We start from the raw sequence: 25,559 nt of genomic DNA on the forward strand, positions 1-25,559 counted from the left end.
ATGCTGTTAACCCTTAGCCGGTTTACCGTTACCGATTTCATTTTCTACCAAAATGCTCACACCTAAAAACGTCCCATCATGCTGGAAAAAGTAAGAAACCACTACCCAAAAGCAATTCCGTCCAATGACTTCATTGTCACGATATATAATGCACTTGCTGGATATAATTTGCCACCGGAGAAAATTATGCTGGCGCATTCGATTTGCTCGGACGATGTGAATGCCATCGAATATCCAGAGGAAGGCCGGAAAATGTTGGGGCCTTTTAACCTTGGCGGGTTGAACGGCTATCCGTTTGCCGGTTTGACGGGTGTGGCTGCATTTTCGCGACATATACCTGAAGACGGGGCGGCGATGATTTTTTATGCACCTCATATCGGTGTGAGCAACAGCGGAGAAGCCGGTAAAATTATCCGTGTTGGACAGCACACGGAGTCAAGTTGCTGCGGTGCTGCTGCACTGGCTTTACAACGGCTGACTGATAATCAGATCAATCCGGAAGATTCGCCATTTGATGACTTTCAGCAGCATAGTTTACAACGATTTCTCTTTGACGAAAAGAGACGGGTGCTTTCATCTCCGTCGCCGGTGAAGGAAACCACTGAGGTAATTTTCGAACAGTCAGGCAAAATGATTGACCAGCTTTTGCACAAAACCAACTTTTTGGGGAAGTATCTGTTTCTGATTGGCGCGATCATCATTAATACAGATTGGCATTACGGTTCGTTTATCGAACTCAGGAGATTTGAAGAATGGGATATTCAGACTAAGAAAAAGATAAAAGATCTGTATTTTTAACCCACGCTTTAATCACTGCGTTACTGGTTTAAAATATGCAGAATAGAATATTGATATTGTTTGCGCATCCGGTTTTCGAGAAATCCCGGATTCACCGCCAACTTGTGCGAAACCTTCCTGACAACGTTACTTTTCGGGACCTTTATGAACTTTATCCCGAATTCAATATCGACGTCGCTGCTGAAAAACAGCTGCTCCTCGACCATGATATCATTATCTGGCAGCATCCGATTTACTGGTACAGTTGTCCTGCCGTATTAAAACAATGGATTGACCTGGTTCTCGAGGCTGGCTGGGCATATGGTCCTGGCGGTACGGCCCTGGCGGGAAAGGTTGTATTTCAGGCTTTGTCCACAGGCGGGGCGGAATCCACGTATACGCCGGACGGGTTTCACAAATTTACATTGCAGGAATTTTTGGTGCCGTTCAAGCGAACCGCCGAGCTATGTAATATGGCATATCTGCCGCCTTTCACTGTTCACGGAAGTCATCGTATGAGCAAAACAGAGATAGGAAACGCAGCGAGCGACTATATAGATTTCTTAAAATATCTGGCTTCCAATGGCATTGATATTGAAGAACTTAGAAAGCATAAATACATGAACGACTGGTATAACCAAACAATAAAGTCATGAGCAGCGGATTTCTGGAACAGGCACTGGTATATCTTGCGGGCGCGGTATTTTGTGTACCCATAGCGAAACGGATCGGTATGAGCTCCGTGCTTGGGTATATCATATCGGGAATTATCATCGGCCCTTTTGTGATGGGTTTTATTGGTCAGGAAGGAGAAGGAATTATGCACGTCGCCGAATTTGGCGTTGTAATGATGCTCTTTCTGATCGGTTTAGAACTTGAGCCTGAAACTTTCTGGCAGATGCGCCGGTCTATTGTGGGTTTTGGTCTTTCACAGATCCTTGCAACCAGCCTATTACTTTTCGGTCTTTTCATGCTGATGGGCCAAGACTGGACGATGGCGTTGTCGATTGCACTGGCACTGACCATGTCTTCAACGGCAATTGTTTTACAAACATTAAAAGAAAAAGGACTTTCCAAAACACAGGCAGGAGAAGCATCGTTTTTTGTATTGCTTTTTCAGGATATTGCCGTCATCCCGATCCTGGCGATATTGCCTTTACTGGCTGTGACATCCGTAGATAATTCGTCAGAACACGAATCATTGTTAAGCACCCTCCCAGCCTGGGCACAAACGGTTATAGTAATAGGAGCCGTGGTAACGATATATGTTTTAGGCAGATATGTAGTAGTACCCTTGCTACGATTAATCGCTAAAACCGGTCTTCGGGAAATGTTCACAGCTTCCTCCCTCCTACTGGTCGTTGCCGTCGCTTTTCTGATGGAAATGGTAGGGCTCAGTCCGGCATTAGGCACTTTCATCGCGGGAGTCGTCCTGGCAAACAGCGAGTTTCGGCATGAGCTGGAAAGTGATATCGAGCCATTTAAAGGACTGTTATTGGGATTGTTCTTTATGGGCGTAGGAGCGTCGGTCAACTTCCATTTAATTATGGCCGAACCTGCTCAAATTTCGATGCTGGTAGTCGCAGTGATCGTTATCAAGTTCGCGGTCTTATTTGTTATCGGAAAAATTTTCAAGCTAAAAACAGATCAGAATTTCCTCTTTTCGCTGGGTTTAAGTCAGGTTGGTGAGTTTGCGTTTGTGCTATTATCATTTACAGGGCAGCTCGAAATCATTGGAGATGAGTGGCTTGGTAAACTAACCGCGGTGACGGCAATTAGTATGATGACTACCCCGCTCCTGCTATTGTTCAACGAAAAATTCATCGCACCAAATTTTGGCGTAAAACAAAATCCTGATGAGCGAGAGGCGGACAAGATAGATGAACAGCATAGTGTGATCATCGCCGGTTTTGGTCATTTCGGGAGTACTATCGGGCGTTTGTTACGGGCCAACGGAATCGAGGCCACCATCCTCGACAGCAATTCAGATCAGGTGGAATTACTCCGTAGAATGGGTTTCAAGGTATATTATGGAGACGCCACACGCCTGGATTTGCTCAAATCGGCCGGCATTGAAAAAGCCGATATCCTGATTGCTGCCATCGACTCGCCGGAAACCAACTACGATCTGATTCATACCGTAACCAAACATTTTCCTCATATCCGGATTTTCGCCCGGGCCAGGAATCGTTTCGACGCGTATGAAATGATGGAAATGGGCATTGATAAAACATTCAGAGAGACTTTATATACGGCAGTGCATCTGGCAGTTGAAGTGCTCGCAGCGGCTGGTTTCAGAAGACATACCGCAACCCGACAAGGCCTGAAATTTATCGAATACGACGAACGAGCAATGTCCACTCTGATCAGCTCGCGACATGATATGAAAGAATATGCGATCCATGTAAAAAAGGAAATCGAAATTCAGGAGGGCCTTTTACAAGGAGATTTGATGCAGCAGTTCTCCTCCGACGATCATTCGTGGGACAGCATTCATTTGCGGGAAGTTTTGTTTGGCAAAGACTATAAGCCGGAGGAGTGAGTTTCAATTTATCGCCACGTGAGGTAGATTCGTAGATTTCTGATATTCAACTTGGTATCAGAAATCTACCGCACTCGTTCTGGTCTGCCATTTTCTTCATTCATATCATATGGCATTGCCCAAACCCTGCCTTTGCTATCGCCGAAATAAAGCTTCGAAATACTCATTATATCAGGATTACCATCAGCCCAGAAGTACCGGAAATCGTCGCTTCCATTTACCACTTTGCGGATATAATTATGATTCCTTGGGCTGTTAAGGGTGATTTGTTTTTCTTTCTTCCATGTTTTCCCTTCATCAGAACTGCTCCAGATCACTACTTCGCCACCTGCTCCCCACTTTTGAGGAGAATCTTCGCTTGGTATGAGCACCTGCCATTTTTTCCCATCGGTAAAAAGGCTGCCCATATCGTAATTGTGGTCTGAATCCGTCACATTGTTCATTTCCCAATTTTCACCTGTCCAATGTAAAACAGACCATTCCCGCGCGCCATTTTTAGGTCCGGGTTGATGGCCACCACTCACCAGAAATAACAAGACCGGATTTCCATTTGCATCGAACGCTACGTCCTTGACATATACATTTTTGCCTTTACTGTGATATTCCTTCAGCAAAGTGGGCGAATTGACATCTGTCACAGGCAACGATATCTCATGCCCGGAAACGTCCGTCCAGGTTTTGCCAAAATCAGTCGTCTGCAGATAATATACATTAGTCCGTTGATCAACGTCGCCATTCGGATGCCAGTTGAAAAACGTTACCACTTTTTCTCCATATTGCCCACTGACCTGATAATGACCACTATTTTTATCTTCTGGCCGTTTAATTCCAGCCAATTTTCTATCTTCCGACCACACCCGTCCATCAGGACTAGTTTCAAAATACAGCTCCCGAATGCCGGAATACTTGGTAAAAAGGTGCACAAACCCTTTTCCTGAAATATAGCGGGGCTGCGGATAGGTAAGTTCCTCCTCAGTTATTTGGTCAAAACCATTGGTACTGTAAGGTTCTTTGCTTCTAAATTTAAACCCCGGCCGAACCTTCCCGCGTCCACTCACAAAAACCCAAACAAAACCGCTGTCATCCAGAGCAATACTGGGATTATCATGTGGATCGTTTACACCTTTTTTGTCGTAAACCACTACCGGTTTAGATAGCAGTTTCGTTTTATGATCATAGCTGCCGATCATGCATAACAAATGTTTTTGGTCTTCCTGCGTAGTACCACCGTAGACGAAAAAGGTTTTTTGCGCAGCAGGCGCATATATGGCAAGAGGCGCATGTTTGGCTGTATAAGTACCCAGCCCGCCCGAATATTTATCCCCATATTCGGATCTCTGCCCCAACTCGAACCATATTCCCCGATAGCCATTTATCTTCCTAATCTCTTGATTATCTGCGTAATCCTGCCCTTTTACAAAACTACCCAAGAATAAAAATATCAGGAGTAACAGCACTTTCATCGCTATTGGTCGAGAATTCAAAAAATTCATATCAGTTAAAAAATAAGTCTGAATACAATTGCTAGTATCAAGTTAAATTTCATTTGCCCCTAAGACACAAAGGAACCAAGTTTTAAGTATCGACGGATGGTCTCCATTGCGTCCGTGTGGATCTAAATTTTAATTGCATATCCCGAGTTTAATAAAAAAACGGCAAAGCGCTTTAAATGTCTTGTTGTTTGCCTTCTCAACATTTATTGAAATATAAAGTAAAACTTAGACACAACCATGTTTTAGGCATATATGTCTCACCGAAAGCACTGACTGTCAAACACGTATGAAAAACATCAAAATCAGGCTCAAACAAGGAGAGACTGTGCATGGCTGCTGGCTGAATATAGGCAGCCCGCTCACCGCTGAAATCGTTGGATTAGCCGGTTTTGATTGGGTTTTGATTGATTTGGAACATGGTTCCGGCTCAGAAAACGGTGTACTTTCCCAGTTGCAGGCATTGGAGCATACGCCAACCGTTACACTCGTCAGGGTGGAAAGTGGTGAGGGCGCTCGTGTACAAAAAGTGTTGGATATGGGCGCGCAAGGGGTTATGTGTCCGAAAATCCAAACGCCGGACGCTGCTCGAAGATTCGCCCATGGTTTGCAGTATCCTCCTTTGGGTGGCCGGGGTGTTGCAAAGATGGTTCGTGCAACCCGGTTTGGTCAAACTTTTAACGAGTACTATAAAAACGCACGGGATGAGATTTTGGGGATAGCGCAAATCGAAACCGTAGAAATTCTTGATCATCTCGACGAAGTTGCCGCCATCGACGGCATCGATGTGTTATTCATCGGGCCGGCAGACCTGACGATGGAGCTCGGAATTTTCGGTCAGTTTGACAATCCAGTATATCTGGATGCAGTCAGGAAAATTGTGGCCGCCGCCAATAAAGCCGGAAAAGCCACAGGGATATTATTCTTCAATCCTGATGAATATCAAAAGTACCATGAAATCGGTATACGGATGATAGGCTGCGGAGCAGACGCGACCTTTGTCGCGGATGGTGCGAAAAACCTGACCCAAAAACTGAACGCTTTCCGCACCGCTCTTCAATCGAAACCCTGAATGGCTATAGCTTTTATCTTTCAAGACCCCCTTTTTATCCTCCTCGTCGGAGTGGTGATGGTCGTTGGTGGCATTATTGTGCTTGAACTTCACCCCTTTCTCTCACTACTAATTGCCGCATTTATTGTCGCGTTGCTAACTCCCGAGAGTGCCCTTATCAATTTTGGAATTGATAAGGGAATGACTCCGGAAACTGCCAAGGCATTGGCCGACAAAACCATAGGAACTAGAATAGCGACAGAATTTGGAAACACCTGTGCAAAAATCGGGATATTGATTGCGATGGCGGCTATAATCGGTAAGTGCATGCTGGAAAGCGGCGCGGCGGAGCGAATTGTGCGGTCTATGCTAAAAGCCACGGGTGTCAATAATGCGCCGATCGCTTTTCTGATCAGCAGCTTTTTCCTGGGCATCCCAGTATTTTTTGACATTGTCATTTTTCTAATGATTCCACTCGCAAAGGCCGTATCGATGCGTGTCGGGAAAAATTATCTGCTGCTTGTCCTGGCAATTACTGGCGGTGCAGCTATGGCCAATTCCTTTGTTCCACCAGCACCAGGGCCTTTATTTTTGATTGGCGAAATGAATATTCCCATCGGGATGATGATGATTGGAGGGACTTTGCTAGGACTCATCACTATTTCTGTCGGATATCTTTTCGCAGCATATCTGAATAAGAAATGGCCGATTATGCTCCGCGATTCTGCCGACGCACGTTTGGAAGAGATCAAAGCCCTTGCCGACAAAACTGACGCCCAACTACCAAAATTGACTATATCCCTCCTACCCGTCCTGGTTCCACTGATTCTGATTTGTGGAGACAATATTCTAAACTGGCTTTCCAGCAGCAATTATATCTCTGAAAACCATGCACTTACGAGCCAGATTGTAGCATTTTTCAAACTCTTTGGAGACAAAAACATTGCTTTGGTTTGCGGGGGTATGATCGCTTTGGCCGTGTTGATAATTCAGAAAAAAGGCAGTAAGGAAGGTATGACTCATTTTGTTCAAACCGCATTAATGAGTGGTGGTGGCATAATCCTCATTACAGCCGCTGGGGGAGCTTTTGGCGGAATATTACAACAAACCGGTATCAGTATTCGAATCGCAGAATTGACGAAAGACTATCAAATGGCACTCATTCCCCTCGCATTCGTCATAAGCGCAGTAGTTCGTACCGCTCAGGGATCTGCAACGGTTGCGTTAATTACTGCTTCGGGTATCCTGTCCGGACTTGCAACCAGCACCCATCTTGAATTTCATCCGATATACCTGGGGCTGGCCATTGGATGCGGTTCCAAAATAGTGCCATGGATGAACGATGCCGGCTTTTGGATCATTGTAAAAATCAGCAATCTCACAGAAAGAGAAGCACTCAGGACTTTTTCACCCATGCTGGTTGTCATGGGAACAGTAGGCATTATCGTCCTTTTGATAGCCGCACAAATATTTCCACTTGTTTAAGAAAATGGCTCACTAACTCAGGTACTAAAAAAATAAGAAAATGGAGAAAATTGGTTTTATAGGCTTGGGAATTATGGGCAAACCCATGGCTATCAATCTGTTAAAAGCTGGATATACCGTCAATATTCTGAGGACCAGTAAAGAATCCACGGCCGTAAGTGAAGAAGGTGCCCTCGTTTTCGATTCATTGAAATCGCTAACAGAAAACAGTTCGGTCATTATCACCATGTTACCTGATTCGCCCGAAGTTGAAGAAATTATTCTGGGTAAAAATGGTGTGGCTGAGTTTATATCGCCTGGTCAGCTGATCATCGATATGTCCACAATTGCACCTTCCGTTTCTAAAAATATTTACCAAAAACTATTGGAAAAAGGCATTGATGCGCTGGATGCTCCGGTATCGGGCGGGCAGGTTGGTGCGGAAGCTGCTACCTTATCGATCATGGTCGGCGGTACAGAAACGGCTTTTGAAAGAGCTTTGCAAATCTTCCAAAATCTGGGTAAGAATATAGTTCGAATTGGTGAAGCGGGAGCCGGTCAGATGACGAAGGCATGTAACCAGCTGATTGTCGGAGTGACAATACAGGCTGTTAGTGAAGCATTTAACCTCGCCTCTCTGGCGGGAGTGGATCTTGTCAAAATGCGAGAAGTACTATTGGGTGGTTTTGCGCAAAGCCGAATATTGGATCTCCATGGACAACGAATAATTGACGAGAATTTCAAACCGGGTTTTAAGATCAGGCTCCATCAAAAAGACATGAATATAGTCATAAAAGAAGGAGAAGAGCTCAAAGCGTCGCTGCCTGGGGCCTTGCTCGTTTCCAGACAAATGGACAAAGTAATTGACGGCGGGTATGGCGAGCTTGATCATAGCTCTCTTTTTTTGGCTGTCAGGAATGAAAGCTCGAAATAGCTTAAATATAAGGATCTACTATTCAGACAATTACAATTCAATTAAGCAGATATGCGTGGCCCAACGATAAAAGAAATACATATAACGCCAATTGCCGTAGTCGATCCTCCGCTACTCAACGCAGCTGGTTTGCATGCGCCATATGCACTTAGAACCATTCTCGAAATAGTAACCCACGATGGCATATCCGGCATCAGCGAGATTCCCGGAAACAGAAGTATTGACGAAGCACTGGCTGAAAGTCGTGACCTGCTTATAGGAAGAGATGTTTTTCAGTTAAATGAAATTCGTGCGATTCTGACCAATCATTTTGGAAAAGAGTCAGCACTTCAACGGGGCGATGCTCCCTGGGACCAGCGCAAACTGGTTCATATTTTTAGCTCGGTGGAAGTAGCTTGTCTGGACATCATCGGAAAAGTCACGAACCGACCCGTCGTGGATCTTTTAGGCGGAAAAATGCGAGATAGCGTTCCGTTTGCTGCTTATCTTTTTTACAAATATGAAGGTGCAGGTGGTGAACTGGCATTTAATACAGATCCTCATGCAACCGGTTGGGCTGCAGCCAGACAAGCAGCCGCACTTGATCCCGCAGGGATCGTTATGCAGGCACAGGCAATGTGCAAAGAGTTTGGCTTTCAATCCATTAAGTTGAAAGGCGGCGTTTTTGAACCCCGCGTGGAAGTCGATTCCATTTTTGCATTGCATGAAGCTTTTGGTGATCATATCCCTTTAAGAATTGACCCCAATGCGATTTGGAAGGTAGAAACAGCAATTCAATATGGCAACGAAATGAAAGGAATTCTGGAATATCTCGAGGACCCGGTGCGTGGACAGGAAAACATGGCGACGGTCAGGAAACAGGTCGATATACCATTTGCAACAAACATGTGTACCACGTCTTTTGAGGATATTCCGAAAAGTATTGCCCTCGGCTCAGAAGATATCATTTTGAGTGACCACCATTTTTGGGGCGGACTGCGAGCGTCCATTACACTTGCTGGTATATGTGAAACATTCGGACGTGGTCTTTCCATGCACTCCAACAGTCATTTGGGTATATCACTTGCTGCAATGGTGCATTTAGGAGCGGCTTTACCATCAATTCCATATGCGTTGGACACGCATTATCCCTGGCAGTCTGATGAAGTAATTATTGGCGGGCGTTTCAAATTTGAGGATGGAGCGGTGGCCGTGCCCAATGCCCCTGGTCTGGGAGTGGAACTGGATCGTAGCGCTTTAAAAAAACTTCACGAAAATTATCTCGCATGCGGACTTACCAAGCGTGATGACGAAATTGAAATGCAAAAAGTGATACCTGGTTGGAAATTTGAGGCGGTGCGCTGGTAATGCTGCAACTTCAGAGTTAAAAGGCAAACTATTGGGCGGAAAATGGATAATAAGCAGACGGTCAAAATATCGGCAAGCCTAAGCGTTTGTCAATCCAAGAAAAAATTCCAAAGCGAGGCACTCAAGTCATATCGTCATTAGATTCCCAAAAAATATTTCTTTATCGAAGGATATCCACCGAAACCATTTTAATGAAATCTCATCTCGCTGCGTCCCGCTGGTACCGTATTATACCCATCGTCTTCATCACTTATAGCCTGGCCTATCTGGATCGCGCCAATTTTGGCTTTGCGGCGGCAGGCGGAATGACTGAAGACCTTCAAATTTCGAAAGGAACCTCTTCGCTAATCGGCTCTCTTTTCTTTCTTGGCTATTTCTTTTTCCAAATACCTGGCGCGCAATATGCCGCCCATAAAAGTGCCAGAAATCTTATTTTCTATTCGTTGATATTATGGGGCGGATTGGCCACTGCAACAGGAATGGTGAGTAATGTCACTTCGTTAGTCATCATCCGGTTTATGCTTGGGGTGGTGGAAAGTGCGGTAATGCCGGCGATGATCATATTATTGAGCAATTGGTTTACGAAAAAAGAGCGGTCGAGAGCGAATACATTTTTGATATTGGGTAATCCGGTTACGGTTTTGTGGATGTCGGTGGTTTCGGGGTACCTGATCGATTCTTTTGGTTGGCGGTGGCTGTTTATAATTCAGGGTTTTCCGGGAATCTTATGGGCGTTCATTTGGTGGAAAATGATCGATGAAAAACCTGCTAAAGCCAGCTGGCTTTCTGAAAATGAAAAAGTTGAGCTGGAAACTGCATTATTGGAAGAGCAAAAGGATATTAAACCAATTAAAAACTACCGGGCAGCGTTTTCATCCAAACCTGTGATTCTCTTATCATTACAATATCTTTTGTGGAGTTTAGGAGTATATGGCTTTGTCATGTGGCTGCCGTCTATCATTCGCTCAGGGCCAGACATGAATATCGTTACAACAGGCTGGTTGTCTTCCATTCCATACATTCTGGCGATCACGGGCATGCTGCTTTCCTCCATTTATTCAGACAAAATTCAGAATCGGGGCATATTCGTATGGCCACTTTTGCTGGTCGCAGCCGGTGCATTTATCGGGATATATCTTTTTGGGAAAGACCACTTCTGGGCCTCCTTTGTTTTATTAATTATAGCAGGAGGAGCGCTCTACGCTCCATACGGTCCGTTTTTCGCGTTAATTACTGAAATTCTACCAAAGAACGTTTCAGGTGGCGCAGTCGGGCTCATCAACAGCATGGGTGCGTTAGGTTCGTTCATTGGTGCTTATCTGGTCGGATATCTGAACGGCACTACTGGCTCTTTTGACAGTGCTTACTTACTGATGGCATTTTCTCTGATTTTAGCTGCCCTAATAACAATCTGGATAATCAAATTGGGGAAAGCGAAGGCAGTATTGAAAAAAGAAGTTTAAAATTTTTGAATCTTTCCCGCTAAGACTTGCCAAGTTTTGAAAACTTGGTAAGTCTTAGCTAACTCGGCCGTTGGCCGCTTCACCTTTCAACCCCGTCCTTCCTCCTTCCTCCTTTCCTCCCCTTCTCCTTCGTCCCTCTCATCAATATCCCGCCGACTGCCCGTCTTTCCTCGATTCCGTTGCACCGTGATACACTTTTTGTTTGGAGTCGTACATAATCGCCTGATATCCACCATATGCACCCAAAGCCCAACGAACGCTATGACCCATTTTCATAAGCTCTCTGATGGTCTCGTATGAATATCCCGATTCCAAAGTTATGTATCCGCCTCCTGCTTCCAGCCCTTCTCCGGTTGGTTCCGAAGAGCCCTGGTGGTCAATACGCGGAGCATCGCCGGCCTCTTGCGGGTTCATGCCGTAATCAACCATATTCATAATAATCTGTGTATGCCCAAGTGGCTGAAAACTGCCGCCCATTACCCCAAAACTCATAAAGGGTACCCCGTCCTTGGTCACAAAAGCCGGAATAATTGTATGAAAAGGTCTTTTGTGAGGCGCGTAAGTATTGTTTTCACCTTCTTTCAAACTGTACATTTCACCCCTATTTTGGAACATAAACCCAAGTCCATCCGGCACCATTCCTGAACCAAATCCCCGGTAGTTACTTTGAATCAACGATACCATATTTCCTTCATTATCTGCGACAGTCATATATATGGTGTCACCGTCCTTTAGTGCCGGATTACCAGCGTCAATTGCTTTGGCTGCCTTATGTTCATTGATCAACTTTCGACGTTCAGCTGCATATTCCTTTGATATCAAAGACTTTACAGGAATTCTAGCGAATTCGGGATCGGCATAATACTTAGCGCGGTCTTCGTAAACAAGCTTTTTGGCTTCTGTAAACAAGTGAATTCTTTCCGGACTATCATATGGTATTTTCGAAAAATCGTATGCTTCCAGAATATTGAGCATCTGCAGCGTTGCAATTCCCTGTCCGTTCGGAGGCAACTCCCAAACGTCATATCCCCGGTAGTTCGTCGAAACTGGCTCAACCCAGGTTGATGTGTGATCGGCTAAATCTTTTGCTGTTATAAAACCGCCATTTTTCTTCATAAAAGCATCGATCGTCTGCGCGATTTCTCCTTTATAAAATGCATCTCTGCCACCCATCGCGATTTTTTCCAATGTGGCAGCCAGATAAGGATTTTTGAAGATTTCGCCACGGGCCGGAGCATGTCCGTTCGGCGCATATATGGTTTTCACGTTCGGCAAATCACCAAATGCGGTGATCATGCGGGACCAGGAATCGGCTGCTTCATCATGAACCGGATATCCCTCTTTTGCATATTTGATCGCGTTAGAGAGAATTTTCGCCATATCCATTTTACCAAACTTCTTGTGCAATTCAAACCAACCGTCAACACAGCCTGGTACCGAAACCGGCAGTGGCCCCTTAGAAGGTATATGCGTCAATCCGCGTTTTTTGAGTTCGGCCAGCGTGAGACTGTAAGGCGATCTTCCCGATGCATTCAAACCATATAGTTTTTTGGTTTTGGCATCCCAAACAATGGCAAACAAATCGCCGCCGATACCGTTTACGTGCGGCTCGACTAACCCTTCCATCGCGTTCGCAGCAATGGCAGCATCAATCGCATTTCCTCCCGATTTCAAAACCTCCACCGCCACCTGTGTGCTCAAAGGGTGAGAAGTAGAAGCCATGCCGTGCTGCGCCATCACGACAGTTCTGGTCGCAAAGGTTTTGCCAACCGGGCGATCCTGCGCATTCGCATTTACCAAAACAAGGATCGAAAAAAGAAAAATGAGACAGGAGCGAGAAGTCATTTTTTTAGCGATTAGGTGTTAGCTTTTAGCGATTAGTTTTGCTGTTAATCTTTATTTTCGCCTGATTCCGATTGTTTGAGGCACTCGAGGCCCACACTTCGAGGGCTTTGCCTTTAACTTCTTTTTTTGCGCGCAACGATAAATAGTCAACGCATTTATTCCAAAACCAGCCAGGTATACCCAGAAGCCGGAATTTCAACGTCTACGCTTACTGAATAATCCCGGGCAACCGGATACTTTTTAGTTGCCCCGTTTTTGACGCGCAAACCTATCGAATCATGAACGCCGGTATAATAAACAGGTAGCTTAATTTTCCTGGTTATCTTTTCTGAAAGCGGGTTATACAACATAATCAAACCTTTTTCTTTACCCGTCGGGCTCACATGCATGATGCCATCCCAGTCTCGGCCATCCGCGCGGCGCAGGTGAACGATATCTGAATTTAATATATCTCTGTACTTTTTATACCAATCCACCACTTCCTTTACTTTCGCCTTTGTCACGTCAGTATCGTAAAGCCTTGGCCCACGGTAACATGCCTGAATACCAGCACCATAGTATTGTACCATCAACATTTCATAAGAATCCAGATGCTCGCTGAGTGGCTCTAATATCGCTTCTGGTCCACCGCCCTGATACTTGGTCAACGGGACAAATCCCCATACCATCGACGGAATTTCATTCCACATCGCATCATATATATTCTGTCGATTCAATATCTTCTGCTGATCTCTCGACAAGGAAAAATTAACCTCGCGGTAGCCTATCCCAACTTTATTTGTGCCGTCCAGAAAATACCAGTCCGGCGCATTTACATACACTCCGTTCTCATTACACCAATGATATAGCCCCTTTTGCAATTCCATTTGTCGCCATTGTGAGTCGTGCAAACCTTCGTGACCCGGGTGGGTTGTGGATGCACAAACATCTCCTGGATATGGCCCGTCATTTTCAAATATATTAAAGCCGGTCTTGGTCATAAAGTACTTTAAATTAGCCAGATATGCCAGCCCCCATTTACTGCCGAGACAGGGTGCATTGCCAAAAAAAGCGCCACCGGGTTTTCCCGTTTTTGGGTCTATCACATCGTCTTCCGGACTTATTTTCCGCGAACTAAAAAGCGAATAACTGCCAATATAAATATTTTTAGAGTGAGCATAATCCGCCAACGCTTTCCATTTTTGGATATTGGCTTTGGTGGTATCCTCCATATTGCAGTGGCTTCCGAAACTTAAGATCAACGCTTCATACCCCGTTTCTGCACATTGATCGACGGCGGTTCTAACTTCCTCGTCATTCTTGCTTACCAAGTGCATGAAAATCGGGTTGGAAGTGGTCCACGGTGCCACAGTTCGGTACATCTTTTTTATTCCTAAACCCTTTCTTTCACGGTCATAACTATCCTGCAACAGTTGAAAACTTTGAATTGACTGCAATTTCTCACCCGCCCGAAGCCGCATTCCTATTTCCTTTTCGGGATATACTTCAATGACCACGGGTGTTTTCAAATCATAATTCACCTGTGAGGTATATGCAGGATCCGATTTCCAATGCGTCGCCTGATCGCTCAGATTCGCGCGCATTGCGTTGTTGAAAGCGAAATTATTCTCAATATATAACCCATTCAGTTTGGCCATCGCCTCCACACTTCCTACCACAGCACTCTCCTCTTCTACCACACCAAGTACCTCATTGATAATCTGATCGACGTAGACCTCTCCGTTCGCATTATTTTCTACAGTTAACCATTTGGAAATCAGCGGAATACCGTCATATATATTATAGTTCACTTTTATCGAAACACCTTTCAGCTTTTCAAAATTCGAGGCATATGTGAACACAATATTCTTGCCTGTGGGCTGCTTTTTATTCCCCGTCCACATCGTAGTCTGCCAATGGAGGGACGGCTTGATATCTGAAACCGTGAAAGATTTGTAGTGAAAGCTGCTATCAATTGCTTTAAAACCATCCAGCTGAGCGGGAAGCAAGTATGCATTCTCCTTTTGCCCGGCCAGTCCGCCGACCGAATACATCGCGCCATTGATCTTAACTTTCGCCTCAGGTTTTACGGCGCGAAGAATCTGCTGACCGTTCGACATATTCTTGTACTCGTAACACGCCAAATCCGGAGCGATGCGGAACGTCCTTTTCACCAGACCATTATATAGGATAATATCCTTCCCATTTTCAGATTGATAAATGTCTGATTTGAAAGGCATTGGATTCAGGAGCCAATCGGCAGGAATTCGTTTATCAAATTCGGATTGCCATTTGGGTAAGTTTTGGGCATGAATCAAATGGCAAACAAGCATTAGCGCAAGCAGCACGCGAAATTTCATCAGATTTTTAAGGTTTAGGACCTTCTTTTTGAAGGCATGGTTGGATTGAACTCTAAATATAATAGCTACTCTTTAAAACACGCGTTTATCTGGCCTCTGGAAATGAAATTGCTAGTGGAGCTGGCTCATAACCCATTTTCAGCACCAAACGAACTTTATTAAAACAAGACACCAAAATCATTAAAGAGCACGGTAAAAAAAATTAAAGTTTTTATCGACAATGGGAAGGGTATATGCGGAACCTATTTCAAGGAATACCTATCAATATACGGTTATCAATATTTCATGTGCCGAGTCCGAAAATATAAACTGGTGCCTAAAAATTTGATATATATCGACTGAGAAAAGGTTGGTAACGAAAAAACCAGTGAGTATCAGTTCATCAAAAACATAATTGAGAAAAATTCCCAATTGATCCAAAATGCTAATTTTTTGATGGCTATATTTCTTAGACCAACTATGCTGATAGATGGAATATCCTATGACAACTCAAAAACATAAAAATTATTCGAAAAACTTTCCCTATCCGACCTATTTAGACGTGCAAAACACTCAGTTCACTCCGCGTCCCACTCTCCAGATTATATGTGAACCCAACCCTCACTCCTCATCCACAAAATCAATCACCGATCCCTCTTCCGTTTTCGTTGACAAAGATATCGCTTCGTTAATAACGGCCATTTCATCGGCGGTCAAGTCGCGCCATTTTCCAATTGGCAGGTCTTTCAATGTCACGTTCATGATCCTCACTCGCCTTAGTTTTGTGACGCTGTAACCCAGGTATTCACACATTCGCCGGATTTGACGGTTGAGACCTTGTGTGAGAATGATCGTAAAAACATAGCCGCTCTCCTTTCTAACAAAACACTTTTTCGTAACCGTATCCAAAATCGGAACGCCTTCCGACATTCTTTTGATGAAATCGGCTGATATGGGCTTGTCGACAGTTACCAGATATTCTTTTTCGTGGTTATTGCCGGCGCGGAGAATTTTGTTCACGATATCGCCGTCGCTTGTCAAAAAAATAAGTCCTTCCGACGGCTTGTCCAATCTCCCTATGGGAAATATACGTTCAGAGTGCTGGATGAAATCGATGATATTGCCTTTGATATGCCGTTCCGTCGTACAGGTAATTCCGACAGGTTTGTTGAAAGCCAGATAGACGAATGATTTTTTGACTTTGAGTGGACGGCCGTCGATTTTCACATCGTCACCATCAGTCGCCTTGTCGCCAAGCACGGCCTTTCTGCCATTGAGCGTGACGCGGCCGGATTCGACAAGTTTGTCTGCTTCCCGGCGCGAGCAGAAGCCTGTTTCGCTTATAAATTTGTTTATTCGTATCAATGCTTTTCCGATTTCACATTAAATTTCTCCGACCAATTGCGGGCTTCAAAGATACAATCTCGGCTTAACACATGTATATTGATGAACGTTAAAACTGGCATTTTGAAAAAGTAAAAAAGGCGAGGCTGAGGCTTCTTACTTCATATTCCTACTTTTAATCTCTTCATTATCTAAAATCAATCGTCAAGTCAATCATGCGAAAACGTTATTCCTTGATAGCCGCTTTACTTTGGCTGTCCATTTTTTCTGTATATGCTCAGCCCGCTAAACGCCCGGTTGACGTCATTGTCGCACCTGATCATGCTGACTGGACATACAAAGTTGGAGAAAAAGTGAAGTTTTCTATATCGGTAATTCAATATGGCAATCTTCTGAAAAACGTCGCGGTCAAGTATCAGATCGGCCCAGAAAAAATGGAACCGACGATCAGTGAATCAAAGACGCTGGCTGACGGGCGCCTAACCGTTGAAGGCGGGACGATGAAAACAGCGGGATTTTTACGTTGTAGAGTGAGCGTTTCCGTTGACGGACAAGAATATATAGGACTGGCAACTGCCGGTTTCGAGCCGGAAAAAATTCAGCCAACGGTGAATAATCCAGAAGACTTCGACAGTTTTTGGGACAAGGCAAAAGCGGACTTGGCATCCATCCCTCTAGATTCCAAAATGACATTGATGCAGGAGCGATGCACGGAAAAGGTGAATGTATACCACGTTAATATTCAGAACTTTAAAGTTGGAGCAAGGCTATACGGTATTCTCTGTGTTCCGAAAAAAGAAGGTAAATACCCTGCACTTTTGCGCGTGCCTGGTGCAGGTGTCAGAGCTTATTATGGCGATGTGGCAACGGCAGAAAAGGGAGTTATTACACTGGAAATTGGCATACACGGCGTTCCGGTGAATATGGATCCGGGGGTATATCTAGATTTAGGCCAAGGTGCTTTGAACGGATATTTTGCCTACAATATGGATAGCCGTGATCGCTTTTATTACAAAAGAGTGTATCTGGGCTGTGTTCGCGCGAATGATTTTTTGACCAGTTTACCGCAGTATGATGGTCAAAACCTGGCAGTTACGGGTGGAAGCCAGGGAGGTGCATTGTCTATTATCACGGCAGGTCTTGATTCGCGTGTGAAATGGCTGGGTGCATATTATCCTGCATTAAGTGATGTGACAGGCTATCTGCACGGACGTGCCGGCGGCTGGCCTCACTATTTTGACAAAGGCAATATTGACTACAACAATTATAAAGAGAAACTGGCGACGATCGGATATTATGATGTCGTAAATTTTGCCAGAAGGGTAAAAGTACCAGGAATGTACATGTGGGGATTCAACGACGAAACCTGCCCTCCCACATCCATGTATGCATCCTATAATGTAATCTCCGCCCAAAAAGAACTCAGACTATATCAGGATACGGGCCACTGGACATATCCTGAGGAAAAGGATTTGATGAACACCTGGTTATTAAATAAACTCAATATCAAGTAATAAAAAGATTATCCGCTGTTGATGATAAGAATTCCCGGCTCCGCAAGGCTTGCCACCATTCACTCATTATCTCATTCACTCATTGAAATATGAACCGTCGTATTTTTATAGAAAAATCTTCACTTGCCGGGGCATCGTTCTCGATGTTGCCATTACTCTCTGCAATACAACGAACAGCCCCTTACCGAACAGCACTTGTAGGAGCTGGCTGGTGGGGAACCAATATACTAAGATGCGCAATCCAGGCTGGTGAGTCCAAAATCGTGGCACTTTGTGACGTGGATGATAACCAGATCAAAAAGTGTCTGACGGAGATATCTCCACTGACCTCCGACAAACCCAAGGTGTACAAAGATTACCGGGAAATGTTGTTGAAGGAAAAACCGGAAATTGTGATCGTCGCCACACCTGATCATTGGCATCCACTTTGTTGTATTGCAGCAGTTGAAGCAGGAGCACATGTATACGTTGAAAAACCGATATCGCATACCATTCAGGAAGGAAGGGCGATGGTAAATGCCACCAGAAAGTATGGAAAGACTGTGCAAGTTGGGACGCACAGAAGAGTATCACCTCACAACGTCTCCGGTATGGACTTTCTAAAATCAGGAAAGGCCGGAAAGATCGGGATGGCAAGAGCATTTGTTCACTACGGTGGCGGCCCAGGTCAAAAAACGCCTGATGAAGCACCACCGGCGGGTTTGGACTGGGATATGTACTGCGGCCCGGCCCAACTCCTTCCATATAATAAAACCATTCACCCAAGGGGTTTCCGGGGATATTTAAATTTTGCTAACGGCACGTTGGGAGACTGGGGAATTCATTGGCTTGATCAGGTTTTGTGGTGGTCAGAGCAGAAATATCCCAAAAAGATATACTCGACGGGAGGTAGTGCCATTCGACAGGACAATACCGATGCACCGGATCATCAGGTGGCCGTTTACGATTTCGATGGGTTTACTTTGGAATGGGAACACCGGAACTTCGCAGCTAATAACGCCGAAAAAACACATCCGCAGCAAGCGGTTGGCGTATACTTTTACGGCACGGAAGGCACCTTCCATATGGGCTGGCTAGATGGCTGGACTTTTTATCCTGCCAACCCAAACAAGCCGATAATTCATCAGGATGCACAACTCAATAAGCCTGACGATCAAAATATCAAGGAATTATGGGCCAATTTTATCTCATCTATCAAGACTAATACCGCTCCCGTTTCTGAAATTGAGGTAGGCCAAAAGTCAACCAATGTGGCTTTGCTGGGAATGCTTTCCTATAAACTGGGAAGAAGCATAATTTGGGATGGCGAAAAAGAAATGATAGTCGGAGACGAGGATGCAAATAAACTATTGAGACGGGATTACCGTGGTGACTGGGTTTATCCGAAAATATAGTCGTGAGCTTTTGTTTAAATGCAGCGTTTCGGGAATCTGGCACTGAGTTTCGCTGAGTTTTATCCGGTGTGACTCAGCGTAAACTCTGTAGATATGCGACTACCTAAATTCTAGACCAAATTATAGCAAGACTGAAATGTCCGAAAATCAGTCTGGTCGAAGAATAACGCAGTAAATAAAAACTCCGCGAAACACCGCGTAAAACTCCAAAAACTCTGCGTTTAAAACGAAACTGTCCTGAACAAATCCGGAAAATCCGTTTCTGATCAGGACAGTTTTTAATGCTATTATTGTCAGTCTATTTTTACAACCTCCGCAGGGATATTGTACTGATCAACAAGGTCTTTAGTAAATCTTACATGACCTTTTGGAGCCAAAAGATAAAGTTTACCACCTTTCATTCCAGCAAGTTCACTCAAAAGTTTCCACTTTGAGATACTTCCTCTAAGTTCTTCCGTTTTTACTGAAACCTCCAGATAATGCCTGTTAAACATATTTACACCTGTCACATCTGGTGTAAAGCGTGTGTTGTCGGCAGATCTCTCATAAGACTTAGGGGTATCATAACCCTCCATGTTGGCCTGGATCTCTTTGAAACCATGCGCTTTGGCCCACTTCACAGCAAGTGGAATAAAGTTCTCTTTTTCCATAAATTTATTGTTAATATTTCCAGTCAGGGAAACATTGATTGATACAAAAAGGTAGTGTAAAAAACGGAAGAAAAGCCTAACCGACTTGTCTAGGATCGGCCGTAGTACTCACCTGCAAACAGGTAAAGTTAAGTCTTTTTCATAAATCTACCAAATAATACTGCACGTCTCACTCATCCATTTCGTCCTGAAGATTGCGAAATGCATTCAAAAGTTCACTTTTTGATTTCGCATTATTCTGAGCCGTCGCAACCCTGATTCCAGCCTCGTAAATTTCGTAAGCACGCTCATAATTCCCTGACTCCGTATGCAATGCGCCGGCGTGATAGTACGTCGCCAGATAATCGGGAAACTCAGAAAGAAGCCGGTCAAAAAGTGCTTCCGCCTGGCCCAAATCGACCTTTGAATATTCTAATGCAAGTGCATATATATTAAAAGGATCGTTCGGATCGTCGTCGTAAAACGACCGGATATTATCAAAAAACGGGGTTCCCATAGAAATTATTATGCTTGCATACTATTTATGTTTTTCTGTATATTGCACAAGCAAAGATATTCTCAGAAAAGTTAAAAAATCTGTAAAAAAGCTATGAAAATTCTTGTGTGTATCACAAATGTCCCGGATACAACTGCCAAAATTTCCTTTGTCGACAATAATACCAAACTCAATAAAGCCGGAATTCCATTCATTATTGGGCCATATGACGACTATGCGCTGGCTAGGGGCGTTGAACTTAAAGAACAAAGCGGTGGAACGCTGACTGTCCTCCACGTTGGATTAACAGACGCTGATCCACAAATACGTAAAGCACTGGCTATTGGCGCAGATGATGCGATCCGAATCAATGTAGAGCCTGTCGATTCATATTACACAGCCGAACAAATATCCGTTGTAGCAAAGGAAAATAGTTACGACCTGATTCTGATGGGACGTGAATCCATCGACTATAACAGTGGTGTCGTTCACGGTTTGGTGGGCGAAATGTTGGGAATCCCCTCCTATTCGCCGGTTATGAAACTGGATATTCAAGATGGTGTTGCGACGATTACCCGCGAAATTGATGGAGGGAAAGAAGTTCTAAAGGCCCCATTGCCATTGGTATTAGGCTGCCAGGAACCGATTGCAGAATGGAAGATCCCAGCGATTCGCAACATTATGATGGCGAAAAGTAAGCCGTTGGTTGTGAGAGAACCTGCCGTCGGTGACGCCCTCACTGCACCTGATGTTTATAGCCTTCCTGCTCCAAAAGGAGCCTGTAAAATGATTCCGGCTGATCAGGCAGAGACACTGATCAAATTTTTGCAAACCGAAGCAAAGGTTTTGTAAATAACATCTCTCAATAGTCATTTGAGGTAATAAGACAATCGAAATCTGAGGTAGAACATTAAAAGATATAGCCATGTCAGTATTGGTATTTATTGAAACAGAAAATGGTAACGTAAAAAAGACGTCGTTGGAAGCAATAGCCTATGGATCGGAAGTAGCCAAAAAAACGGGTGGTTCGCTGACCGTTCTTGCTTTGGGACCAGCAGATCAGGCTTCTCTGGAACAAACCGGAAATTATGGTGCGGTGAAAGTTCTTCACGCTTCCGATGAAAAGCTGGAGCACGAAAACAGCCTCGCTTATGCACATGTGGTTGTTCAGGCCGTCAAAAAGGAAGGTATTAAAACGATTATATTAGCTAAATCCGGACTTGGAGATGCCGTTTCAGCACGTGCGGCTGCAAGTTTGAAAGCAGGGATTGTATCCGGCGTTACAGAATTACCGGAGATAAGCGGCTCATTCAAGGTTAAACAAAGCATATATACAGGTAAAGCTTTTGCCGTCACCGAAATCAAAAGTGACATCAAAGTTTTGGTGGTTAACAAAAACGCCATTGAACTAACTCCGGGAACCGGCACAGCCTCCATCGAGGCGTTCATGCCAACTTTGGAAGCACCAGACTTTTCAGCAACTGTTGAAAAAACAGAAAAAGCAACCTCGGAGCTTTCTTTGACTGAGGCCGATATTATTGTTTCTGGCGGCCGGGGCATGAAAGGACCCGACCATTGGCAGCCACTTCTGGATCTGGCAAAAGCCTTAGGCGCCGCCACAGGTTGTTCCAAACCGGTATCCGATCTAGATTGGAGACCTCATCATGAGCATATCGGACAAACTGGGATCAAGGTCGCTCCTGGTTTGTATGTAGCATGTGGAATTTCCGGCGCGATACAGCATCTGGCGGGTGTAAACGGATCGAAATGTATCGTGGTCATTAACAAGGATCCGGAGGCTCCATTCTTCAAAGCCGCAGACTACGGAATTGTGGGTGATGTCTTCGAAATTCTGCCTAAACTGACCAAAGCCGTGCAAGATCTCAAATAAAAACGTTGCCAAGGCAAATAACTTGCCACATACAACTCGACCTCTCTGACTTAGTTATCAACCGATTACCGAAAAGATAGTTCGATTAATTTGTAACAAACCTGTTGATAACCCAAACTTCATTTTTTTATGCAGTTTGGGTTAATTATTTTTGCATCTTTATTTGGCTTGGGGTTTAAACCTGATGCATCGTTTGGTTACATTTTAAATGTTATTTCCTTGAAATACAACCAAATATCGCCTCAGTTTTTTCGATGCAAATCTACCCTCGGCTAATAGACAACATCATCAGAACTGTTCATTAGCTATTGCGTTAGCATACCTGGCACAAACGTGAAAAAAATTAAGTTAGAAATTCTTGGTCTAAGCCCTAGCCAATCCCAGGCAGGATCTTTTGCATTGGTATTGGGCGAAGAGCTTGGCAACCGACGTCTTCCGATTATTATTGGGGTGTTTGAGGCACAAGCCATCGCTGTTCAGATAGAAAATATAGTCCCAAACCGCCCGATGACGCACGATTTATTCAAATCATTTGCGGACGGAATGAACTACACTTTGAAAGAGATCATGATCTCTGATTTGAAGGAGGGTATTTTTTATGCCAAAATCGTGTGCAGCGACGGCCTTCGTGAGGTGGAAATCGACGCGAGACCTTCGGATGCGATCGCCATTGGATTAAGATTCGATATTCCTATATATACTAACGAAGCCATTTTGTCCGAGGCGGGCATCGTGTCCAGCTCGAATGCCGAAGATGAAGAAAACGATGAAGAAAATGTCACTGAAACCGTCGAACCCAAACTTGTAAAAAGCCAGCTGGGAGATCTTTCTTTTGATGAACTTCAACGAATGCTTGACGAGGCGTTGGCGAGAGAAGATTACGAAAAAGCTGCGAAAATCCGGGACGAAATGGGCAAACGCAACTAGTTTGATTCAGGAATTAATACGCTGAATAGTTAAAAATCGTTAAGGTTTTGATCCCTGAAGCCCATTTAAAGGATTAATTATTACTTTTGCCAACACCTGCCTGACAGCAGTAACAACCCCTGAGATTCAATATGCCTAAGAAAAAGAAGATTGGTAGTTATCCCAATGTAATGATTGTAATGAGCCTTACGGCCGCATTATTTCTGATTGGCTTTTGCGGTCTTCTCGTGATTCAGTCCAAAAAACTGGTTTCTATTATTAGAGAAAATATTGAAGTCAGGATCTTTTTGAATAAGGAATTGTCGCAAGCCGGACAGGATTCTATTCTCGCATATATCAAAGCCCAGCCTTACGTTCTTCAGTCCACAGCCGTTCAGCCGATCACTTTTGTGTCAAAAGAGGACGCGGCAAAGGAATTTATTGAAGGTACAAAAGAGGATTTTACAACGCTTTTGGGTGAAAATCCTTTGCGAAACAGCTTCCGTGTAAAAATCGGCGAGGAATATTTCGAAGAAGCAAAATTACAAGCCATTAAGAAAGAGATTGAAAAATCTCCGAGCGTGTACGAAGTTGTATATCAGGAAAACCTCGCTGACAGCATTAACAGAAATGTGACAAAGATATACATCGTGCTGGCTAGTTTCGCAACTATTATGTTGATTATCATTGTTTTACTAGTCAACAACACGATTAAACTTGCCATATATTCCCAACGATTCCTTATTCGCAGCATGCAGCTGGTTGGAGCTACTAATGGCTTTATCCAGAGACCCTATATTATGAGGGGAGCAACTCAAGGGCTAGTTGGTGGAATTTTAGCTGGCGGCTTAATGATCCTGCTCCAGCAGGTGGCCGTCAGAAATGTGGAAGGACTTGCTGCACTTCAGGACTATGATAAAATCATTATGCTGGTTGCAGGAGTACTAATTTTAGGAGTTCTCGTTGGAGTAGCGAGTACCTATCAATCCCTCTCACGATATCTTCGTATGTCATTAGACGAACTTTATTAAAATCCTTATAACCAATATTATACATGAGCAATTCCAAAAACAATCTGCCTTTTGCAGCCAGCAATTATATCACGATGCTGATCGGTATCGCTGTTATTCTCGGCGGTTTTTTGATTATGAGTTTTGATACCGAAGAATTTGGTTTTGGTGTTCTTGGTCTGACAGTTGGTCCTGTTGTTACGGTGATCGGCTTCGCAATTGAGTTTTGGGCTATTCTTCGTAAACCTGCTAATTCATGACCATCTGGCAAGCAATAATCTTAGCTATTATTGAAGGAATTACAGAGTTTTTGCCCGTTTCATCCACGGGACATATGATTATCGCCTCTTCTTTTATGGGCATAAGTCATCTGGAGTTCACCAAAATGTTTACAGTTAATATCCAGTTCGGAGCCATACTTTCCGTCATCATTCTATACTGGAAGCGTTTTTTTCAGACACTTGATTTTTACTTTAAACTGCTCGTGGCTTTTCTCCCCGCAGCAGTTTTTGGTTTTTTACTGAACGACCTGATAGATAGCATGTTGGAAAACGTGATTGTCGTTGCTATATCACTACTTGTCGGCGGAATTATCTTGTTGTTCATTGACAGAATTGCCAACGATAAGGTTACCGAGAAAGAAATGACCTATTTCGAGGCTTTGAAAATTGGTTTCTTTCAATGCATTGCGATGATACCCGGTGTTTCCCGTTCCGCATCTACCATCATTGGTGGTATGCTCCAAGGTTTTTCAAGGAAACAGGCGGCTGAATTTTCCTTTTTTCTGGCGGTTCCAACTATGGCCGCTGCGGGCGGGTATAAGCTTTTGAAGACGTATGACACCATTCAGGCTGATGATATTAAGGTGTTATTGATTGGAAATGCAGTGGCGTTTGTCGTGGCCTTATTAGCCATCAAGTTCTTTATCAGTTTTGTAACCAAATACGGCTTCAAAGTTTTTGGTTACTACCGAATCATTCTGGGCTTGATATTACTTGGCCTTCTGGCTTCAGGATATAGCCTGGATGTTGTTTAGAGTTGTCGGGAAGATCTATTTTGTTTACCATCCTTTGTGGCAATTATTGTAATCTAAAACTAGCAACTATTTAGATTAGCGGCGAAATGACAGATTGACAAGTAATTT

Annotated in this window: 22 protein-coding genes; 16 read left to right on the forward strand and 6 right to left on the reverse strand. The window is 44.1% G+C overall.

The annotated features are described in order from the left end of the window. The first annotated feature begins 78 nt into the window (after nucleotides 1–78). From AC1XUD_RS03480 to AC1XUD_RS03490, 3 genes are read left to right on the forward strand one after another with little or no spacing between them, the layout of a single operon-like run. Entirely contained in the window at nucleotides 79–798 is a 720-nt protein-coding gene (locus AC1XUD_RS03480) for a hypothetical protein (RefSeq protein WP_483359566.1), read from the forward strand. Between the two features lie 35 nt (nucleotides 799–833). Continuing rightward, nucleotides 834–1,433 carry an NAD(P)H-dependent oxidoreductase gene (locus AC1XUD_RS03485; RefSeq protein ID WP_483359567.1) on the forward strand — a complete coding sequence of 200 codons (600 nt, stop codon included), beginning with the start codon at nucleotides 834–836 and terminating at the stop codon, nucleotides 1,431–1,433. Further along, nucleotides 1,430–3,319 carry a monovalent cation:proton antiporter-2 (CPA2) family protein gene (locus AC1XUD_RS03490; protein WP_483359568.1) on the forward strand — a complete coding sequence of 630 codons (1,890 nt, stop codon included), beginning with the start codon at nucleotides 1,430–1,432 and terminating at the stop codon, nucleotides 3,317–3,319. Before AC1XUD_RS03485 ends, AC1XUD_RS03490 begins: the two co-directional genes overlap by 4 nt. Before the next feature lie 65 nt (nucleotides 3,320–3,384). Here the strand turns inward: AC1XUD_RS03490 and AC1XUD_RS03495 are convergent, their stop codons facing one another. Next, nucleotides 3,385–4,812 carry a BNR-4 repeat-containing protein gene (locus AC1XUD_RS03495; protein WP_483359569.1) on the reverse strand — a complete coding sequence of 476 codons (1,428 nt, stop codon included), beginning with the start codon at nucleotides 4,810–4,812 and terminating at the stop codon, nucleotides 3,385–3,387. Nucleotides 4,813–5,098: 286 nt separating this feature from the next. On the opposite strand from AC1XUD_RS03495, the gene AC1XUD_RS03500 reads away from it, so the two are divergent. From AC1XUD_RS03500 to AC1XUD_RS03520, 5 genes are all read left to right on the forward strand, one after another. Next, the gene (locus AC1XUD_RS03500; RefSeq protein WP_483359570.1) at nucleotides 5,099–5,881 is read left to right on the forward strand and encodes an HpcH/HpaI aldolase family protein; all 783 of its coding nucleotides are present in this window, start codon (nucleotides 5,099–5,101) and stop codon (nucleotides 5,879–5,881) included. After that, entirely contained in the window at nucleotides 5,882–7,345 is a 1,464-nt protein-coding gene (locus tag AC1XUD_RS03505; protein WP_483359571.1) for a GntP family permease, read from the forward strand. A gap of 40 nt (nucleotides 7,346–7,385) precedes the next feature. Then, on the forward strand, nucleotides 7,386–8,258 hold the full coding sequence (locus AC1XUD_RS03510; protein ID WP_483359572.1) for an NAD(P)-dependent oxidoreductase: 873 nt from the start codon (nucleotides 7,386–7,388) through the stop codon (nucleotides 8,256–8,258). A gap of 51 nt (nucleotides 8,259–8,309) precedes the next feature. Next, nucleotides 8,310–9,605 (forward strand): enolase C-terminal domain-like protein, encoded by a 1,296-nt coding sequence (locus AC1XUD_RS03515; RefSeq protein ID WP_483359573.1) that lies wholly within the window; start codon nucleotides 8,310–8,312, stop codon nucleotides 9,603–9,605. 191 nt (nucleotides 9,606–9,796) lie between these two features. Beyond that, nucleotides 9,797–11,068 (forward strand): MFS transporter, encoded by a 1,272-nt coding sequence (locus tag AC1XUD_RS03520; RefSeq protein WP_483359574.1) that lies wholly within the window; start codon nucleotides 9,797–9,799, stop codon nucleotides 11,066–11,068. 141 nt (nucleotides 11,069–11,209) lie between these two features. Here the strand turns inward: AC1XUD_RS03520 and ggt are convergent, their stop codons facing one another. From ggt to rluF, 3 genes are all read right to left on the reverse strand, one after another. Continuing rightward, nucleotides 11,210–12,913 carry a gamma-glutamyltransferase gene (gene ggt / locus AC1XUD_RS03525; RefSeq protein WP_483359575.1) on the reverse strand — a complete coding sequence of 568 codons (1,704 nt, stop codon included), beginning with the start codon at nucleotides 12,911–12,913 and terminating at the stop codon, nucleotides 11,210–11,212. Between the two features lie 155 nt (nucleotides 12,914–13,068). Then, nucleotides 13,069–15,252 carry an alpha-galactosidase gene (locus tag AC1XUD_RS03530; RefSeq protein ID WP_483359576.1) on the reverse strand — a complete coding sequence of 728 codons (2,184 nt, stop codon included), beginning with the start codon at nucleotides 15,250–15,252 and terminating at the stop codon, nucleotides 13,069–13,071. A gap of 600 nt (nucleotides 15,253–15,852) precedes the next feature. After that, the gene (gene rluF, locus AC1XUD_RS03535; RefSeq protein WP_483359577.1) at nucleotides 15,853–16,596 is read right to left on the reverse strand and encodes a 23S rRNA pseudouridine(2604) synthase RluF; all 744 of its coding nucleotides are present in this window, start codon (nucleotides 16,594–16,596) and stop codon (nucleotides 15,853–15,855) included. A 194-nt stretch (nucleotides 16,597–16,790) separates the two neighbouring features. Between rluF and AC1XUD_RS03540 the strand changes: the two genes are divergently transcribed. Together AC1XUD_RS03540 and AC1XUD_RS03545 are read left to right on the forward strand one after the other, a co-directional pair. Further along, on the forward strand, nucleotides 16,791–18,089 hold the full coding sequence (locus AC1XUD_RS03540; RefSeq protein WP_483359578.1) for an acetylxylan esterase: 1,299 nt from the start codon (nucleotides 16,791–16,793) through the stop codon (nucleotides 18,087–18,089). An 89-nt stretch (nucleotides 18,090–18,178) separates the two neighbouring features. After that, on the forward strand, nucleotides 18,179–19,483 hold the full coding sequence (locus AC1XUD_RS03545; protein WP_483359579.1) for a Gfo/Idh/MocA family protein: 1,305 nt from the start codon (nucleotides 18,179–18,181) through the stop codon (nucleotides 19,481–19,483). Between the two features lie 293 nt (nucleotides 19,484–19,776). Here AC1XUD_RS03545 and AC1XUD_RS03550 read toward each other — a convergent pair whose 3' ends face one another. After that, the gene (locus AC1XUD_RS03550; protein WP_483359580.1) at nucleotides 19,777–20,133 is read right to left on the reverse strand and encodes a hypothetical protein; all 357 of its coding nucleotides are present in this window, start codon (nucleotides 20,131–20,133) and stop codon (nucleotides 19,777–19,779) included. A gap of 169 nt (nucleotides 20,134–20,302) precedes the next feature. Further along, nucleotides 20,303–20,629, reverse strand: coding sequence for a tetratricopeptide repeat protein (locus AC1XUD_RS03555; RefSeq protein ID WP_483359581.1), 327 nt, complete (start codon nucleotides 20,627–20,629; stop codon nucleotides 20,303–20,305). Nucleotides 20,630–20,722: 93 nt separating this feature from the next. Here AC1XUD_RS03555 and AC1XUD_RS03560 point away from each other — a divergent pair, with 93 nt between their 5' ends. The 6 genes from AC1XUD_RS03560 to AC1XUD_RS03585 all read left to right on the forward strand — a co-directional run bounded on the left by AC1XUD_RS03560 (nucleotide 20,723) and on the right by AC1XUD_RS03585 (nucleotide 25,451). Then, nucleotides 20,723–21,460 (forward strand): electron transfer flavoprotein subunit beta/FixA family protein, encoded by a 738-nt coding sequence (locus AC1XUD_RS03560; RefSeq protein ID WP_483359582.1) that lies wholly within the window; start codon nucleotides 20,723–20,725, stop codon nucleotides 21,458–21,460. Between the two features lie 73 nt (nucleotides 21,461–21,533). Continuing rightward, nucleotides 21,534–22,499 (forward strand): electron transfer flavoprotein subunit alpha/FixB family protein, encoded by a 966-nt coding sequence (locus AC1XUD_RS03565; protein WP_483359583.1) that lies wholly within the window; start codon nucleotides 21,534–21,536, stop codon nucleotides 22,497–22,499. Nucleotides 22,500–22,832: 333 nt separating this feature from the next. After that, nucleotides 22,833–23,426: a bifunctional nuclease family protein gene (locus AC1XUD_RS03570; RefSeq protein WP_483359584.1), complete on the forward strand. Its 594-nt coding sequence runs from the start codon at nucleotides 22,833–22,835 to the stop codon at nucleotides 23,424–23,426. 131 nt (nucleotides 23,427–23,557) lie between these two features. Further along, nucleotides 23,558–24,436, forward strand: a complete 879-nt coding sequence (locus tag AC1XUD_RS03575; RefSeq protein ID WP_483359585.1) for a cell division protein FtsX — start codon at nucleotides 23,558–23,560, stop codon at nucleotides 24,434–24,436. Between the two features lie 23 nt (nucleotides 24,437–24,459). Next, the gene (locus tag AC1XUD_RS03580) at nucleotides 24,460–24,675 is read left to right on the forward strand and encodes a DUF3098 domain-containing protein (protein ID WP_483359586.1); all 216 of its coding nucleotides are present in this window, start codon (nucleotides 24,460–24,462) and stop codon (nucleotides 24,673–24,675) included. Continuing rightward, the gene (locus AC1XUD_RS03585; protein WP_483359587.1) at nucleotides 24,672–25,451 is read left to right on the forward strand and encodes an undecaprenyl-diphosphate phosphatase; all 780 of its coding nucleotides are present in this window, start codon (nucleotides 24,672–24,674) and stop codon (nucleotides 25,449–25,451) included. Before AC1XUD_RS03580 ends, AC1XUD_RS03585 begins: the two co-directional genes overlap by 4 nt. The last annotated feature ends 108 nt before the right edge of the window (nucleotides 25,452–25,559 follow it).

The organism is Dyadobacter sp. HNCC25DJ184, from assembly GCF_056895215.1.